Here is a 14,145-nt window from a genome sequence, read left to right as displayed (position 1 = left end):
ATGTTTACGCAAGCGATAATGCTACTTCCATCATCTGCGTAAAGCTTGTCTGACGCTCGTCCGCCGGCAGAGAAGCGCCGGTGAGCGGCAAATCGGAGATGGTGCAGATGCACAAAGCCTTCTTGCCAGCGCGCGCTGCATTCATGTATAAACCAGCGGACTCCATCTCTACTGCCAACACACCCATGCCAGCCCAGCGCTCATTTACGGTCTCATCATCGTTATAGAAAACATCTGCGGAAAGCACATTACCCACGTGTGTTGGTACACCAAGATTCTCGGCAGACTCTACCGCACGACGTAGCAAATCAAAGCTTGCGATAGGAGCATACGTACCAGGGAGACGATACTGAGCCGCATAGTTTGAATCGGTGCAGGCACCCATACCAATTACCAAGTCGCGAAGTTGTACCTGAGGTGCCAAACCACCAGCAGAACCAATGCGAATAATGGCATCTACATCGTAGGCGTGATATAGCTCATACGAATAAATACCAATGGAAGGAATGCCCATACCACCGCCCATAACAGAAACAGGCTTACCGTTGTAGGTACCGGTATAACCAAACATGTTACGAACCGTGTTGAAGCACTCAACATTTTCTAGATAGTGGTCTGCTACATATTTGGCGCGTAAAGGATCACCAGGCATAAGAACAGTTTTGGCAATCTGTCCTTCAACGGCTGCATTGTGTGGGGTAGGAGTAGTCATTCTTTATCCCTCCATGATTTTGCTTAAATGAGACGTACCTACCTCAAGTGCGGGAACGTCCAAGTACTCCAAAACAGTAGCCGATACATCGGCAAACGTAGTGCTGGTTCCCAAATTAGTATTGGGCTTAACCTTCTTACCAGCAACAATCCAAGGTACATATTCACGAGAATGATCGGTAGAAGGCGTTACGGGATCACAACCGTGATCTGCCACAACCATAAACAAGTCATCCTCACGTAGTTTAGAAAGCATGGTAGGAACATGTTGATCAAAGTACGCAAGAGCCTTGGCATAGCCATCTACATCATTGCGATGACCATAAATCATGTCTGTATCCACCAAGTTAATAAAACACAGACCCTCAAAATCACGATCAAGAAGCTCGATTGTGCGGTCGATACCCTCTGGATTTCCAGAGGTAGGAATAGTCTCGGTTACACCACGATGAGCAAAAATATCTGCGATCTTGCCAACAGCAATAACGTCCTTCTTTGCATCCACAAGAGCGTCCATCATAGTGGTACCTGTAGGCTCCAAAGAGAAATCATGACGATGAGAAGTGCGCGTATAGTTGCCATTCTCGCCAATAAAGGGGCGTGCAATAACACGAGCTACACCATGCTTGCCTACTAAAATTTTGCGGGCCATACGGCAGTACTCGTAAAGCTGTTCACAAGAGACAACATCCTCATGTGCAGCAATCTGGAACACACTATCCGCAGAGGTATATACAATAAGAGAACCTGTCTCTACCATCTGATTACCGTAATCACGGATAACATCTGTGCCAGAGTAAGGCTTGTTGCACAAAACCTTGCGACCAGTCTGACGCTCAAACTCCTCGATAATCTCGGCAGGAAAACCATTGGGATACGTGGGGAAACGCTCGGGTGAAATAACACCAGCAATCTCCCAGTGGCCCACCGTAGTGTCCTTACCCTTAGATGCTTCGCGCAAGCGCATATACGCACCGGTAGGAGCATCAAGAGGAGCAAGGGTGGTGTTGTAGACAGATTCCAGTGCGCCATCAATATTGAACAAACCAAGATTACGCAAGTTATCTAAAGAAAAATAAGGGCTGGTAGCACAGGCACATAAAGTGTTGCTACCTTCATCGCCGTACTCGGCGGCATCGGGCTCTTCGCCAATTCCAAAGCTGTCCAAGACAGTAATAAATACGCGCTTTGCCATGTTACTCACCTACAAATCACAATGGCTGTAGTCATTCTTAACTCATTAAGCATAACAATCCGGTGAGCGGTACCCCAATTACTGTCGGTAGACGGATGTTTATTCCGCGAGCGGTAAACACAACACTTATTTAGAAATCAAGCAAAAAGGGGGTATTTTTTCTCAACATATGTTGAGAAACCCTGTTAATGCGTACTATATTTATATAAACAGGTGTTTGTTTAGAGCCATCTAAAGAGCCATTCGCGAAATAGTTAGAAATGTCTATTGACAAGCATATGCACCCTTCTATACTAAATTTTGATTACTAATCTAATGTTTATATATATAATCTCTTGTTTAGATAAGGAGGGACGTCATGGAGCCACTCACCGAACGAGAGCAGCAAATTCTTGCTTGGATTGCAGAGAACCCCTATATCTCGCAGCTTGAACTGGCACAAAAAGCTGGTATTTCACGTTCGTCTGTAGCGGTACATATTTCTAATCTCACTACTAAAGGCGCTATTTTGGGCCGCAGTTATATTGTGCGCAAGGATCCCTATGTAACCGTTGTAGGCGGAGCAAACCTAGATATTGCTGGCAGACCTTCCGCTGCACTGCGCGCTAAGGACTCCAATCCTGGCATGGTAACCACCTCTCCAGGTGGAGCAGGACGAAACATTGCTCACAATCTTGCGCTGCTTGGTCCCAAGGTTAAACTTCTTACTGCTTTTGGCGATGATGACAATGCAATTTTTTTACAAGAGCGTTGTCGCACTGCTGGCATAGACATTACCGATGCCCTTATTGTTGCAGGAGGAAACACATCCACCTATTTGTTTATTGCAAATGAAGCAGGTGACATGGAGCTTGCCATTTCTGACATGCATATTTACGAGAAGCTCACTCCCGATTATCTTGCTGGCAAGATTGACCTTATCAATCGTGGCGCTGCCTGCGTTATTGATACCAATCTCCCTGTTGAATCTATCAAATTTTTGGCCGAGCACGTACAGGTTCCTCTGTTTTGTGATCCTGTTTCTACTACTAAGGCCGAAAAGCTGTGTGGATTGCTCAACCATATTCATACACTTAAGCCCAATCGCCTCGAAGCAGAGCTTTTAAGTGGCGTTAATATTACCGACAAAAAGAGTCTTAACAAAGCCATTGATGTCCTGCTAGATGCTGGAATTGAACGATTGTTTATCTCACTCGGATCTGACGGACTGTTGGCTGCCGATAAAAACGAACGCTTTACGATGGCTCCCTTTAAGACCACGGTGGTTAACACCACTGGTGCTGGCGACTCGATGATGGCAGCCATTACCTGGGGTTGGCTTAAAGGTTTTTCTCTTGAAAAGTGCGCGCAAGCTGGTCTAGCTACAGCAGCGCTTTGTATTGAAAGCCCGCAAACCATTAGTAAGGCAGTCTCGGAAAGTACGGTGCTTGAGCGTATGGAGCAAGCAGCTATTCGCATCAAATGATGCTCGCTTACGCTAGTGCTGTTTTTCCGCATCTGCATTACGGCACGTCATTTTATGCACTCACTTACCAGCATAACCACGTTGTTTACTTATGTCCTGTGTAGGACCTATAGAAAGGATCTATTCATGAATGCAGAATCTTTAAAGAAGTATGTGGTTGTATCTCCTGAGGTTCAGGATGCTCTGGATACCAACAAGCCCGTTGTTGCTTTGGAATCCACCATTATTTCTCACGGTATGCCCTACCCCAAAAATGTAGAAACTGCCTTACAGGTAGAGCAAATTATTCGCGATAATGGCGCTGTTCCTGCAACCATTGCTATTATCGGCGGTAAACTGCGCGCAGGCCTTTCTACAGACGAGATTGATTACCTGGGCAAGAAGGGTCTTGAGGTTACTAAGGCCAGTCGTCGAGATATTCCTGTATTAGTTGAGCGTGGCGAAGATGGCGCTACCACCGTTGCTGCAACCATGATTGTTGCAGCTTTGGCTGGTATTTCTGTGTTTGCAACGGGTGGTATTGGCGGCGTACATCGTGGCGCCGAGACTACCATGGACGTTTCTGCAGATCTTGAAGAGCTGGCACAAACCCCCGTTATGGTTATTTGTGCTGGCGCTAAATCCATTTTGGATTTGGGTCTTACCCGTGAGTACTTGGAGACCAAAGGTGTTACCGTATTTGGTTACCAAACTGACGAGTTGCCCGCCTTCTATACGCGCACGAGTGGCTTTAGCGTAGACTACCGCGTAGATACTCCTTCTGAGCTGGCTGGTATCTTCCACACCAAGTCTGAGCTTGGTCTTGGTGGTGGCATGCTAGTTACCAATCCCATTCCCAAGCAGTACTCCATGGACGCCGACTCCATCAACGCAACCATTGAGGCAGCTATCGCAGAGATGGACAAGAAGGGTATTACTGGCAAGAAAATCACACCTTTCTTGCTCGATAAAATCCAGAAGTTGACTGGTGGTGCAAGCCTTGAAGCCAATATTCAACTGGTATTTAATAACGTTGCTTTAGGTGCTCAGGTAGCAAGTGAGTTGAGTAAGCGTCGCGCATAGGCGTTGCAAACATACATAATTTATCACGACAAATCTTAGTACGACATCTTTCGATATACAAAAAACCTGCTTGAGCTGGTATACGCCCAGCTTAAGCAGGTTTCATACTGATGAATGTTTATATGGCTTACATTCACCACTAACATTTTATTCGTACTATTCTTGCTGTTCTTTTTTGGAAGCAATTACACGTATTACAAGACTACCTACTGTAGTAGCAATACCAAAGCCTAAAAATCCATTACCTAATGTAGTACCAAATAAATCACTGCGATTGTTTGCAGAGATAGCAAGTGCCGCCTTCTCCGCGTTTTGAGCATTTTGCGCAATACGCAAATTATCTTGCTGTGGATTTGGCTTGAATACACTTATCCCCATGCCAGCGGCCAAAGCAATAAGCCCAGCAACAAGTAAGATGTTTGCTCTTTTTTTCATTTTTGCTGCAGGTATCATGAATGTAGCTCCCAATCAAAAAGATTTAGCCCTCAACAATAGCAACGGAGGCGCTTACGCCCAAACGATCTGCGCCAGCCTCAATCATGGCCTCAGCCTCAGTGCGGTTATGAATACCACCTGCAGCCTTGACCTTGCACTTATCGCCAACCGTCTTACGCATAAGAGCAACGTCAGCTAGTGTTGCACCACCCGTACTAAAGCCGGTAGAGGTCTTAACAAAGGAAGCACCTGCAGCTACACAATCCTGACAAGCACGAATCTTTTGCTCATCATTAAGCAAGCAGCACTCAAGAATAACCTTTACAGGATGACCGTCGGCAGCTTCTACAACAGACTTGATGTCATTAATTACATACTCATCATCGCCATCAATGAGCTTACCAACGTTAATTACCATATCAATCTCGGCGGTACCATCTGCTACAGCCTGCTTAACCTCAGCAACCTTACCTGCAGTGTTGGCAGCACCCAAAGGAAAACCAATGCAGCTGGTTACACCTACACCAGAACCTTCAAGACGCTTGGCCGCAAAAGCAGTCCAGCACGTATTGATGGAAACCGTAGCAAAGTGATACTTCATAGCCTCGTCGCACAGCTTGGCAAGGTCTGCCTCAGTAGCATTTTGCTTGAGGATGGTGTGGTCAATATAGGAATTAAGTTCCATGAGTGCCTCCTTATGGCGCTAGATTTGGCTTATGAGTGTACTAGCGTACCACTAATTAGCATAGCGCTTGAAGCAATCAACCATTCCTTCGGCAGTCGTTTGAGACAAAATGTCCGCTACGGCATCCTCATTCATGAACATGCCCATCATAGCCTGCAACACCTCTACCTGTCCTTCTGCATGTTTAAGCAGACCAAGGTTAACAATAAGTTTGGTGTCGATAGCATGATCTACCATTCCGGCCATTGGTTCAAAACTAATAGAAGTCTTAGGCTTAATAATTGCAATGTAGGGCTTAATGATGTGCTGAGGATCCACGTGAGGAATTGCTACGGGAATACTTTCGAACTGCAAACCCGTTGCAAAACTGCGCTCGCGCTCGGTAATGGCATCCAACCAGCTATCTTTTACGTAGCCCTTATCCATCATAATTTTGGAAAACTTCTGGAAGAAGTCTTCGTACGTATTGGCCTCAAAATCAAAAAAGACCAGTTCTGGTGTGTAAAGAGAAGTATCAATAGAACTCATACATGCCTCCTTAGGCAAGGGGTTGTGCGCCGTTGGCAAATACGGTTACTACGTTCGTAAAGTCGTCCACAAGACGCTCGTAAGCCGCAACGGTCATGTCGTGCCAGTAAACAATTGCGTCACTGCTCTGAGCCTCGCGCTCGGCAATAAGCGAACGAACGGCGTCACCTGCAAATTTTACGCCATACGTGTAGTAATTAATCTTGCGAATACCAGCATTAATGGCCTTATGATAATCCTCATCAGATACCCCTGAACCACCATGCATAACCAGAGGTGTATTGACACGCTTACGAATGTCCGTAAGAACATCAAAGTTAAGATGAGGCTCTCCCTTATAAATTCCGTGAACGGTACCAAATGAGCATGCCAAAATATCCAAACCAGTGCTGTTGATAAACTCTTCTGCTTGGACGGGATCTGTGTATACAGCACCAGACTCTTCAGCAGTGCCACCCTCATCACGAGCACCTGCTTCACGAGAACCCATAGAACCAAGCTCACACTCCAAGCCCGCATCAAAAGCAGCGCACATATCTGCCGCGCGCTGAGAGTTGGCAACATTTTCTTCGTATGGAGTAAAAGAGCCATCAAACATAGCACCCGTAAAGCCTATCTCTAATGCACGACGCATGTAAGAAAGATGCTCACAGTGGTCCAAGTGCACGCAAACCAGAGCACTGGAGCGCTCTGCCAAGGCCACCATAGCTGGTCCAATGACATTCAAAGGTGCAAAGGGGTCGTGACCTTCTGCATGAGAAAGAATTACGGGATAACCGGTTTTCTCGGCAGCATCAATGGCAGCGCGAACAGCCTCAAGACTCGGAGTATTAAAGGAAGCGATTGCCATATTATTTTGCTCGGCAATAGCACAAATATCACGAAGATTAACCAGCATTATTTCTCCTTTGTATTGGATTAAAGGATTGTTACTTATTACTACCCTGCTCATTTAAGGTGTGCTGACCATACCTATGGAACACTGCAACAGCTTCCTCGATTTGTTCTGGAGTCATTTCAGCCATTGGCAGACCCGTTGAGAGAGCAACAGAAACAGTCTTTGCAGCCTCTTCCAGATATACACAAGAAAATAGAGCTTGACGTAAATCCCTGCCAACTGCAATGACTCCATGATGTTTCAGAACAACTGCGAGCCTATCACCAATCGCATTTACTGCCTCAACACCCATAGAAAGACTTCCTGGATCACCATACTTCGCCACATGGCAAGTGCCTTCTACTGCATTGGCCATCGTAGAAAGATTGCAAGGAATTTCATCCATGACAAGACCCAGTCCTGTTGCATATGGCTGATGAGTATGAATTACTGCATTGACCTGTGGCATCTTTTTAAAAATATAGAGGAGCGCTTCTGTATCGACAGAGGCTTTACGAGTTCCTTCTATGATATTGCCATCTATGTCTACAACTAAGACATCTTCGAAGGTCATTTCATCATAAATCATACCAGAGGGAGTAACTAAAATCAGGCCATTAGACATGCGGGAACTTACATTACCTCCGGAAAGAGCAATAAGTCCGTAACGATCAAGTTTAAGAGCAGCATTTAAAATTTCTTGCTTTTCCTTCTCAAACATTTTATTTTTTCCTCTTTTTATTTTTGATATATTCCGAATTTACGCGACGAGCACGAGACTTTAATGATGCTGGATTAAGCTTGTAATCCAGCTCGTTTATTTGATTGAAGAGTTCTTTTCCATCAGAAAACATTTTTGTTGGAACCCAATATCTACCTTTAAAAATATTATGGTTGCCTACACGAACATAGGTCTTTCCAGAGCTAGGAAATGGGCGGACTAGAAAAGTTGAGAGTTCATTAATTTTATAGGTGTGTATTCTATTAAAACCTGAAAAAGAAATTTCAGAATCGCTTAAAGTGACAGTCTCGGGATTAGAAATTGAAATGAATGTATTCCATACTTGATAAAAAGCAACTGCAGCAATAAAAACCAAAAGTCCTGGAGAAAGTATTGGACGAAATACTGCTAAAGCAAGACATATGACCGTAACTACAGCGCATAAAATTCCTACTAAAACAACTTCAATAAAGTAGAAAGGTGCCTCATATACATACTTCTTTTCCAATGTTCCTCCTAATAAAATCGGAGCTCCTCAATTAATGATGAGCTCCGATTTTGTACAACACTGTTACGAATAGATCAAACTATCAGAACTATTCTTCTTCAGTGGATGCATGAAGCTCAGCAGCCTCTTTGATAATCCTAGTGCGATTCCATACAGCAAGAGCAATAGCAACTGCAGCAATGGCCACAAGACCAATGCCATTAGCAAGAGATCCGATGCGAACAATGAGCCATGTAAGTGGATTTGCACCATCACAAATAGAAGAAATTGCTGCAGCTCCACCCATGTCAAACTGTACATTCGCAGCAGCTTGAGTAATGAGCGGGGAAAGATCAGTTGCAATATAAAGACCAACAATAAGAACAATGATGCCAATGAAAATACCACGGAAACCATTGTTACGCACAATTGGAGTAATCAGTACAAACATCCAAGGAATTACAGCAAGATCGGCAAAAGGAAGAACCTTATTGCCAGGCAAAATTACTGCCAAGAAGATGCAGAGGGGGACCAATACAAATGAAATTGCCAATGTTACTGGGTGTCCAACACCAACTGCAGAATCAAGACCAATATAAATCTTGCCACGATTCTGGAAGCGAGACTCTACAAACTTAGAAGCTGCATCGGAAATTGGCAGTAAGCCTTCCATCAGAAGAGCCGCCATTTTTGGAATAAGAACCAATACTGCACCAAGAGATACACCAAGAGAAAGAATAGCGGTAATTGATCCCTGAACATCTGTAGGATTCCAATAAGCTAGGCAGCCAATAACGATGCCAATTACAGTACCAAGAAGAATAGGTTCACCAAATACACCGAACTTTTTTTGAAGTGTGTCAGTATTGATATTAATATCCCTTACACCAGGAATTTTATCAAACACCCAATTGAATACCATGGCTATCGGGGCATATGCAGTAGTGAATCCATGAGGCAAAGAAACGCCAGGCATACCTAAAGATTCTTCTACCAGAGGAGCAGTATAATCACCAAGGACCATAATAATAATCATATTAAGTACCGCGGCAACAATACCAAAAGCAATATTGTTTGTAACAATGGCCAGCAATGCACCAGTAAAGGCGAAATGCCAATAATCCCAAATATCAACATCAACGGTCTGAGTGGTATTAGTGAGTAACATAACAATGTTTACCAGAAGACCCAAAGGAATAATGATGATGCCAACAGTAGAACCCATTGCAATTGCTGCTGCGGCAGGCCAACCTACATCAACAACTGTTAGAGAAAGACCAAAATTATTTACCATTGTCTGAACTGCAGGGGACAAAGTTGTTCCCAGCAAACTGTTAATTACAAGGTTTAGGCCAATAAAACCAACGCCAACGGTAAGTCCGGCGCGCAAAGATTTGCCAAAACCTGCACCCAAGATACAGCCAAGTATCGTGAGTACAATTGGCATCATTACAGAGACACCAAGTCCCGAAATGAATTGGAAAAACCCAATTATACCTTCCATGTTTCCTCTTCCTCCGTCGATGCTTAACTTATTCTTCCATCAGCTTAAGAATTTGTTGGTCCGTTGCCTCAGTACCACGACCCATCAAATATGGAACGCCATTCACGTAAGGGCAGTGCAGTTCTGTAGGGGCAATAGAAGTCGCCACAATAAAGTCGTAGTTCCTAGATTTTTCTGGAGCAGAAGCAAGTGGAACCTGGGTAATTTCATATTGACCTTTATAGCCATTCTCATCGAGGAGAGCTTCTACCTTTTTGCGGGCAATTGTGGAAGTAACGATTCCGGAGCCGCAAGAAAGCAAAATATGTTTCATTTTTCCTGCCATTGTTCAAACCTTTCTAATAACTGACTCTAGCTACTCGCCCATTACAATAACGCGAACTTTACGCGTACGTTCACGCGTACGATCAAAGTCAACAAAGAAGATGGAAGCCAAACCATTCATCTGTAGCTTTCCGTCTTCAACCTCAAAAACGCACGAACCACCTAAAAGCGTAGCACGCAAATGAGCGTCTCCATTCCATAGCATGGTACGGTCTCCATTGGGAAGGTAGCTGGCTGCAGAGGGCCAGCTTTCTACTTCCTCAAAGTGCTTCTCGCCAGGATAACGATAGGTAGACCAATCTTTTTGCTCGGGAAAAATCTTTTGCAAACCATCATTGAGATCCGCTTGCAAAAATAGATCACCAGCACCGGTACGGTCATGGTCAAACTCATCAGAGAAAAGTGCGCAGGTAGTGTGACAAGAAATAACGGTAACAGTCCCCTCTTTGATGCCAGATTCCTGCACAATAGTATCCACTTGTTTGGTAACGTCAATATAGGTAGGCTTACCAGCCTCAGTATCTACCGTCACAAGACCTTTGTACACACTCATTAGTTATTCTCCTTAGCAAGATCTGTACGCGCACGATCCAACGCTGCAAACATCTCTTCTAGAGTGGCAAAGGGATCTTTTGCAGCGACAATGCCAGAGGTGCCGCCCGTTGCATCTCCACCATACATAATGGCGTCATACACATCTTGACCTGTAGAGATACCAGCAGCCTGAAGCACCATAGTGTTGGGAGAAATTTCTTTAACCGCCTGAGTTGAGCTACGCATATAGTCCTCGCCAGCAATTTGTCCCGTACCAATGAGACTTGTAAGTTCGCAGGTCATGATATCTGGATGAAGCTGCGCAATAGCACGTGCCTCTTCTACAGAGTCTGCACACACGCACGTAAGAATACCCACTTCATTAGCGCGAGCAATGGTTGCTGCTAACTCATGTACGGTCATAGGATTTTCTGCATGATTAAGGAAGGTTGCCTTAACACCCGCAGCAGCCAAAGCCTCAGGCAAAACGTGACCCATGCCACGTCCAGGCTTTAAAGACTCCATGGTTTGAGCACAGGGAATAAGATGAGGGCAATTCTCAACAATCCAAGGAAGATCAATCAGTTGTGCAGTAAACAAAGATTGGAAATTGTAACGCGCACACAGCTCATCTGTTTTCTGAGCAAGCTTACGAACCTCTTCTCCGTACAAGTAAGACTTGGGATTTACTACGAAAAATGGACGTTGCAGGACTATTTTTTCCATATGGAACTCCCTTGCAAAGGCTTGCTTGTGCATGGTCACGCGCAGGCATAACTTGTACACACTTTCATAAACAAGTTTATGCAAGAACTGTGAACATTGCAAGAGAAATTATTTATTGCTCCTGAGTGGCTACGCCAACGATCTCCTGGCCCGCCTTAAACCAGGTGTAGCTCCATTCAATGGGAGTGCCATCATTAAGCAAAATAGTTTGTTCAAGCAGTAAAACAGGGGCTGTTGCATCCACATCCAAATAGTCCCCATGCTCTTTACCTGCAACGCGTGCCACATAACGCATATGAGAAGTTTGCACTTTACGCCCAGAGCAGTTTTGTACTGCATCAAAGGCAGACTCAACCGTAAAGTCAACAGCATCTATACCTGGGCAGATCCGCAAAGAATAAAAACCTTCTTGGCACATAACCGGCTCATCATCCACTAAACGAATGCGGCGCATAAACATTGCAGGGTCACCTAAAGGAATCTGCAATTTTGCAGATACTTCTGCAGAAGCGTCTAATAGCCTTTTCTCCTGAACAAGCGTGGTAAACCGCTTGCCCTGCTTACGTAAAGATTTTGCAAACGAAATAGGCCTCTCGCCTGCTGGATGAGAAATTGCATGATCTTCTACAAAGGTACCACTACCATGAATGGACTTGAGCAGTCCTTCCTCTATGAGTGCAGCCAATGCCTTGCGTACCGTTCCGCGAGAAATTCCAAAACTTTTGACAAGCTCATTTTCTGAAGGGATGCGCTGACCAGACACCCACTCACGCTTATAAATTTTCTCGCGAAGAATATTAGCTACCTGCAGATGCAAAGCAGAACGAGCGGGTGACTTAGTAGATTTTGAACCATAAGAAAAACGTGGCATGCTACATCAAACCTGTTAAACCGAGTGAATAATCCTCGTACGCGTGTGATGGATGCCCAGAGAAAAGCTGGTAGGGGCGGCGGGACTCGAACCCGCAAGCCTTTCGGCCAGGGATTTTAAATCCCCTGCGTCTGCCAATTCCACCACGCCCCCACACAGGTACTGCATTATCCTACCTCAGTTTTGCTATAGATGCGAGAGTTGAAGTGTCCAATCCCCAAAACTTTGCACACCTTTTTGTGCTGCATGGGCTACATTTGCCAAGCCATATAGTAAATCGTGCTCACTGACCTGCATATATGGGGCGTTTGCAACCTGAAGCATAGCCTGAAGCGAAATGGCTCCACCCAAAATAACTTTTGCTCGCTTAGGCTGTAAGCCCACCACCTGTGCGCGCTGTTCCACTGTCATGCTACCAAGCAGATTCGTAAGCTTAGCCACGCTTTGTTCTGTAATATGTGCCAGATGAACCATATCTGGATTGTACGGATGTAGCTGCTTGTCTATTGCAACAAGCGATGTAGCTGTCCCGCCCACCGCAATAAGCGGTATTTTGTTACTGCGTATTGCAGCTGGCATACACCTAGAAAACTCTTGGTAGCAGTAGTTATATGCCTGCTTAAGCGCTAACTTAGTTGGCGGATTGGATGCTAACAAAAACATGTCAGTAATACGACGTGCACCAATCTGGATAGACACCGCATCTTCCAGCTCTAACGTACCATTAGCTTGTAGTCTGCCTATCGCTAATTCCGTAGAGCCACCACCGCTATCACATATAGCAATACGTTGATCCACAAAATCGGAGGCTACACCCATAAAAGTTAAACGCGCCTCCACCGTTCCAGAAATGATATGCGGGATAAGCCCTTGAGCACGCAGCCCATCAAGAAGAGCAGCAGAGTTAGTCGCATCGCGAGAAGCACTTGTAAGCGTACACACTGCCATGTGTGCACCCCAGTTGTGGGCTTGAAGCACAAAATCAGAAGTTGCATGCAACACACGAGCAATAGCGGCGTCGGACAAAATGCCTGACTCCGCCAAACCTTCTCCTAAGTCACAAATACGTGACTGTTTTTGAATTGAATATATATTTTTATTGATTGTATCAAATTTAGCAAGCGCTAAACGTGAGGTAACAGTACCAATATCAATACATGCGATTTTAGAATATTTTTCTACTGAACACATAACACCTAGGTCCAGTTACTCGTGTACAACAGGTGGCTTATAAAAGAAAATACCATCCAATACCTTGATGTACCAGGGGTCATCTGTAGTCACGCCATCCAAAGAATTTTTGGAAGCATCCGTCTTGGCCTCACTATTTCCATCGCTCATGCCATTAATAGTAACTGAGGTCTCTCCTGCCCCCACATAACCACGTTTACGCGCCTCATCCTCAATTCCTTCTTTGGATTGAAGGCGCGTTACATTTTCTTGTAATGCAGCGTTATCTTCCTTAAGCGTTTGCAACTGCTTGGTATATAATGCAGCATCGCGCTGAGCAGAATACCAAGAGCGTGTAGGAGCATACAAAGCAACTACCACTAAAAGCACACCACCTAATACAAGAAACAAACCTCGATGCTTACCCAAATTGGAATACCAGGCCAAAAGCTGGTTGAGCTTAGTGGAAGACTTTTCTCCCTTACGAGTAGCACGCTTTTCTGCATGAATACGTCCGTTTTGGGAAGTGGAAAGTTGAGGCGTAGAGGACTTGGTGTCTTTGGTAGATTTGGCAGGCTTCATGAGCTTGGCAGCCACTTTGCTGGATTTGGGTCCACTTGCCTTAGGCCTGCTCATCTTAGGACCTTTGCCACCCTTTTGAGCCTTGAAGGAAATTGTATCGTCAGCTGATGCCATGGGTAAGTTCATTTCTGCTGTGTTTGTGGCACGCAATGTATATTGCGCGACGAGTGCGTTTATAACAAAGTGTACCTTTAGTTATAACAAACCCAAGCCCACTATGCCGCCCTTTCAGCACAACAATCGTAATATTCGCAAGCCTGAATACTGA

17 protein-coding genes and 1 tRNA gene are annotated in these 14,145 nt (G+C 44.9%); 2 read left to right on the top strand and 16 right to left on the bottom strand.

Features of this window, described 5'->3' with window-relative positions; genetic code table 11:
• Positions 1 to 4 precede the first annotated feature (4 nt).
• Together deoD and G469_RS0102475 are read right to left on the bottom strand one after the other, a co-directional pair.
• Entirely contained in the window at positions 5 to 712 is a 708-nt protein-coding gene (deoD, locus tag G469_RS0102480; RefSeq protein WP_028263700.1) for a purine-nucleoside phosphorylase, read from the bottom strand.
• Between the two features lie 3 nt (positions 713 to 715).
• Complete coding sequence (locus G469_RS0102475) at positions 716 to 1,906, bottom strand: phosphopentomutase (RefSeq protein ID WP_028263699.1); 1,191 nt, start codon at positions 1,904 to 1,906, stop codon at positions 716 to 718.
• Positions 1,907 to 2,264: 358 nt separating this feature from the next.
• Between G469_RS0102475 and G469_RS0102470 the strand changes: the two genes are divergently transcribed.
• Positions 2,265 to 3,371 (top strand): PfkB family carbohydrate kinase, encoded by a 1,107-nt coding sequence (locus G469_RS0102470; RefSeq protein ID WP_028263698.1) that lies wholly within the window; start codon positions 2,265 to 2,267, stop codon positions 3,369 to 3,371.
• Between the two features lie 126 nt (positions 3,372 to 3,497).
• Entirely contained in the window at positions 3,498 to 4,433 is a 936-nt protein-coding gene (locus G469_RS0102465) for a pseudouridine-5'-phosphate glycosidase (protein ID WP_028263697.1), read from the top strand.
• Between the two features lie 156 nt (positions 4,434 to 4,589).
• Here the strand turns inward: G469_RS0102465 and G469_RS0102460 are convergent, their stop codons facing one another.
• The 14 genes from G469_RS0102460 to G469_RS0102395 all read right to left on the bottom strand — a co-directional run bounded on the left by G469_RS0102460 (position 4,590) and on the right by G469_RS0102395 (position 13,991).
• Positions 4,590 to 4,886 (bottom strand): hypothetical protein, encoded by a 297-nt coding sequence (locus tag G469_RS0102460; RefSeq protein WP_051353712.1) that lies wholly within the window; start codon positions 4,884 to 4,886, stop codon positions 4,590 to 4,592.
• Between the two features lie 25 nt (positions 4,887 to 4,911).
• Positions 4,912 to 5,553, bottom strand: coding sequence for a deoxyribose-phosphate aldolase (gene deoC, locus G469_RS0102455; RefSeq protein ID WP_028263695.1), 642 nt, complete (start codon positions 5,551 to 5,553; stop codon positions 4,912 to 4,914).
• A gap of 51 nt (positions 5,554 to 5,604) precedes the next feature.
• Positions 5,605 to 6,081 (bottom strand): PTS sugar transporter subunit IIA, encoded by a 477-nt coding sequence (locus tag G469_RS0102450; protein WP_028263694.1) that lies wholly within the window; start codon positions 6,079 to 6,081, stop codon positions 5,605 to 5,607.
• Positions 6,082 to 6,091: 10 nt separating this feature from the next.
• Positions 6,092 to 6,979 carry a class II fructose-bisphosphate aldolase gene (locus G469_RS0102445; protein ID WP_028263693.1) on the bottom strand — a complete coding sequence of 296 codons (888 nt, stop codon included), beginning with the start codon at positions 6,977 to 6,979 and terminating at the stop codon, positions 6,092 to 6,094.
• Between the two features lie 31 nt (positions 6,980 to 7,010).
• On the bottom strand, positions 7,011 to 7,679 hold the full coding sequence (locus G469_RS0102440; RefSeq protein WP_028263692.1) for a class II aldolase/adducin family protein: 669 nt from the start codon (positions 7,677 to 7,679) through the stop codon (positions 7,011 to 7,013).
• 1 nt (position 7,680) lies between these two features.
• Positions 7,681 to 8,187: a hypothetical protein gene (locus G469_RS08085; protein ID WP_035425315.1), complete on the bottom strand. Its 507-nt coding sequence runs from the start codon at positions 8,185 to 8,187 to the stop codon at positions 7,681 to 7,683.
• Positions 8,188 to 8,275: 88 nt separating this feature from the next.
• Entirely contained in the window at positions 8,276 to 9,670 is a 1,395-nt protein-coding gene (locus tag G469_RS0102430; RefSeq protein WP_028263691.1) for a PTS galactitol transporter subunit IIC, read from the bottom strand.
• Between the two features lie 28 nt (positions 9,671 to 9,698).
• On the bottom strand, positions 9,699 to 9,995 hold the full coding sequence (locus G469_RS0102425) for a PTS sugar transporter subunit IIB (protein WP_084522277.1): 297 nt from the start codon (positions 9,993 to 9,995) through the stop codon (positions 9,699 to 9,701).
• A 30-nt stretch (positions 9,996 to 10,025) separates the two neighbouring features.
• Positions 10,026 to 10,547, bottom strand: a complete 522-nt coding sequence (locus G469_RS0102420) for a YjbQ family protein (RefSeq protein ID WP_028263689.1) — start codon at positions 10,545 to 10,547, stop codon at positions 10,026 to 10,028.
• Positions 10,547 to 11,254, bottom strand: a complete 708-nt coding sequence (locus tag G469_RS0102415) for a triose-phosphate isomerase (protein WP_028263688.1) — start codon at positions 11,252 to 11,254, stop codon at positions 10,547 to 10,549. Before G469_RS0102415 ends, G469_RS0102420 begins: the two co-directional genes overlap by 1 nt.
• Before the next feature lie 112 nt (positions 11,255 to 11,366).
• Positions 11,367 to 12,125: a GntR family transcriptional regulator gene (locus G469_RS0102410; RefSeq protein ID WP_051353711.1), complete on the bottom strand. Its 759-nt coding sequence runs from the start codon at positions 12,123 to 12,125 to the stop codon at positions 11,367 to 11,369.
• 68 nt (positions 12,126 to 12,193) lie between these two features.
• Positions 12,194 to 12,278, bottom strand: a tRNA-Leu gene (locus G469_RS0102405).
• Between the two features lie 33 nt (positions 12,279 to 12,311).
• The gene (locus G469_RS08080) at positions 12,312 to 13,316 is read right to left on the bottom strand and encodes a Ppx/GppA phosphatase family protein (RefSeq protein ID WP_035425313.1); all 1,005 of its coding nucleotides are present in this window, start codon (positions 13,314 to 13,316) and stop codon (positions 12,312 to 12,314) included.
• Between the two features lie 15 nt (positions 13,317 to 13,331).
• Positions 13,332 to 13,991: a septum formation initiator family protein gene (locus G469_RS0102395; protein WP_028263686.1), complete on the bottom strand. Its 660-nt coding sequence runs from the start codon at positions 13,989 to 13,991 to the stop codon at positions 13,332 to 13,334.
• Positions 13,992 to 14,145: the final 154 nt, after the last annotated feature.

Origin of the sequence: Atopobium fossor DSM 15642, assembly GCF_000483125.1 — a bacterium.
GTDB classification, from domain to species: domain Bacteria; phylum Actinomycetota; class Coriobacteriia; order Coriobacteriales; family Atopobiaceae; genus Atopobium; species Atopobium fossor.
The sequence above is the reverse complement of the archived record's forward strand: the minus strand, read 5'-3'. Positions and strand labels throughout refer to the sequence as shown.